This is a genomic window from Azovibrio sp. (assembly GCF_049658005.1).
Classification (GTDB): Bacteria; Pseudomonadota; Gammaproteobacteria; order Burkholderiales; family Rhodocyclaceae; genus Azovibrio.
Genome location: NZ_JBASOH010000077.1, coordinates 1 through 1,830 on the forward strand (window position 1 = coordinate 1; position 1,830 = coordinate 1,830).

At 55.8% G+C, this 1,830-nt stretch carries 4 protein-coding genes; 2 read left to right on the forward strand and 2 right to left on the reverse strand.

The features are described 5' to 3' along the window. The coding region (locus WBH99_RS07855; RefSeq protein WP_424219536.1) for a helix-turn-helix domain-containing protein at window positions 1-229 on the reverse strand (229 nt) is incomplete at its 3' end. Between the two features lie 94 nt (window positions 230-323). Further along, window positions 324-629, reverse strand: a complete 306-nt coding sequence (locus WBH99_RS07860) for a type II toxin-antitoxin system HigB family toxin (RefSeq protein ID WP_424219537.1) — start codon at window positions 627-629, stop codon at window positions 324-326. 414 nt (window positions 630-1,043) lie between these two features. Between WBH99_RS07860 and WBH99_RS07865 the strand changes: the two genes are divergently transcribed. Beyond that, window positions 1,044-1,217: a CsbD family protein gene (locus WBH99_RS07865; protein ID WP_424219538.1), complete on the forward strand. Its 174-nt coding sequence runs from the start codon at window positions 1,044-1,046 to the stop codon at window positions 1,215-1,217. Between the two features lie 203 nt (window positions 1,218-1,420). After that, window positions 1,421-1,570 carry a lmo0937 family membrane protein gene (locus WBH99_RS07870; protein ID WP_424219539.1) on the forward strand — a complete coding sequence of 50 codons (150 nt, stop codon included), beginning with the start codon at window positions 1,421-1,423 and terminating at the stop codon, window positions 1,568-1,570. Window positions 1,571-1,830: the final 260 nt, after the last annotated feature.

The following is a 1,830-nucleotide window of genomic DNA, read 5'->3' on the forward strand; positions in this document are numbered from 1 at the left end:
AAGGAATCTTCAAGCCATCGTGCAAGCGCTTCACCATGCGCAGGCTCAGGGCGCGTTTGCGGTTCAGCACCTCGGAAACCCGGCCGCTCGAGCCGATATACGGTTCGAGATCCTTCGCTGCCAGCCCCTGCTGCTCCATGCGGAACTTGATCGCTTCGACAGGATCTGCCGGGCCGACCGGGTGATGCTTGTTTTCATAGGCCTCCACCAGCGCCACCAGAACTTCCATCTCATCGGCCTCGGGCGAACCCTCGGGCGCCTGAAAAATGGCTTCCAGACGTGCGAAGGCGGTCCGCTAATCGTCGTCGTTTCGAATCGGCTTATTATTCATTGACGGTCTCCACATCGATCATGTCGTAACGCGCATGCGTGCCGGCGAACTTTACCCAGGCAATCTCCGCCCGGTACTGCATTTCCACCACCAGCCGATACTTGTTGCCGGCGATGTTGAACACCACCCGGTTCTTGCCACAGATGCTGGCATTCCGATACTGCGCCTTGATGTCCTGCGGCGAAGTCCAATCCGCCTCCGTAGCCTCGTCGCACCAGCTTTCCAGCGGGCCTTGTGCATCGGCGCATCCGGGGTGCTTCCAGAACTTTCTCAAAGTGCTTTTGGCAATTACGCGCATGACAGGATCATAACTCCCGAAATGGGAGGATTCAAGCCACCTCAAGAAAAGCCGGTGCTGGCGGGACGGCAGCGTAGACGGCAAAACCTGCAGCCTTGCGAACGACTGGGGTTTCAGATCACTGAATCCTCGGTGGCTTGAGAATCAGGAGGCGGGTTAAATGACCCTGGCCCCTTTCCTTGGCCCTTTCCTTCTTTGGCTCCTTTTGGCCTTAGGCGGCCGGTCGTTTGTGCGAATTTTATGGAGGCTTGATTGCAAGACCCGACCCCTTTTTCTGCTTCCAGGCAATGTGCGCTGCCGCACCGACTCCGTCCGATTTTGCATGGATCATTCAAACCGAGCATTTGAATATATCATCCTCCGCTTTGCGCCTTAGCCAATCGGGATAAGGTTGATATCCACCAGGAGATACTCATGAACAAAGATCAAGTAAAAGGCCGTGTCGAAGAAGCCAAAGGGAAAGCCAAGGAAGTAAGCGGTGTACTATTGGATGACAAGAAAATGGAAATCGAAGGCAATATCCAGAAGAACATCGGTAAAGGCCAATCGGCCTGGGGTGATCTCAAGCATGAGATCGAAAAAAAATAACTGGAACGAACATCGCTGCGGCCAGGCCGACGGCTTGACGCCGTGCGGCCGGTCGCCATGCGGCTATCCATATGGATCAAAGCGTGGATCAAAACGTGAATCTCAGCGCTTGCGATCGGGCATGGCTTTGAACTTCGGCATGGCGGGATGTATCGATATATGGCGCAGCTCATCATTTGAAATTTCGGATTGGAGAAAATCCCATGCTTGAAATCATTGCAGTTATATTGATCGTCGGTTGGGTGTTTGGTCTGGTTTCTTCGTACACCCTGGGCGGGTTTATTCACGTTTTGTTGGTCATCGCACTGGTTCTGATCGTGCTGCGTGTCATTCAAGGCCGGCGGCCGCTCTAAGCCATAGCATCCCACATGAGGATGCCCCGAATTTTCTGCAAGCGGGTTTTTCGTGGGGGCCTTTGAAGTCGTGCGGAGATAGAAAACCTGTCTCGAGAGGGAAAAAAGGGGCGCGGGGCATTCATCAGTCCGCCGCCCGGTCCGCCGCCAGTTCCTGATCCAGTCGATGCAGCCGCTCGGGGGTTCCTACGTCCACCCAGCGGCCCGGGTGCCGCTCGCCGCTCACCCGGCCGGCGTCGGCGGCGGCGCGTAGCAAAGGG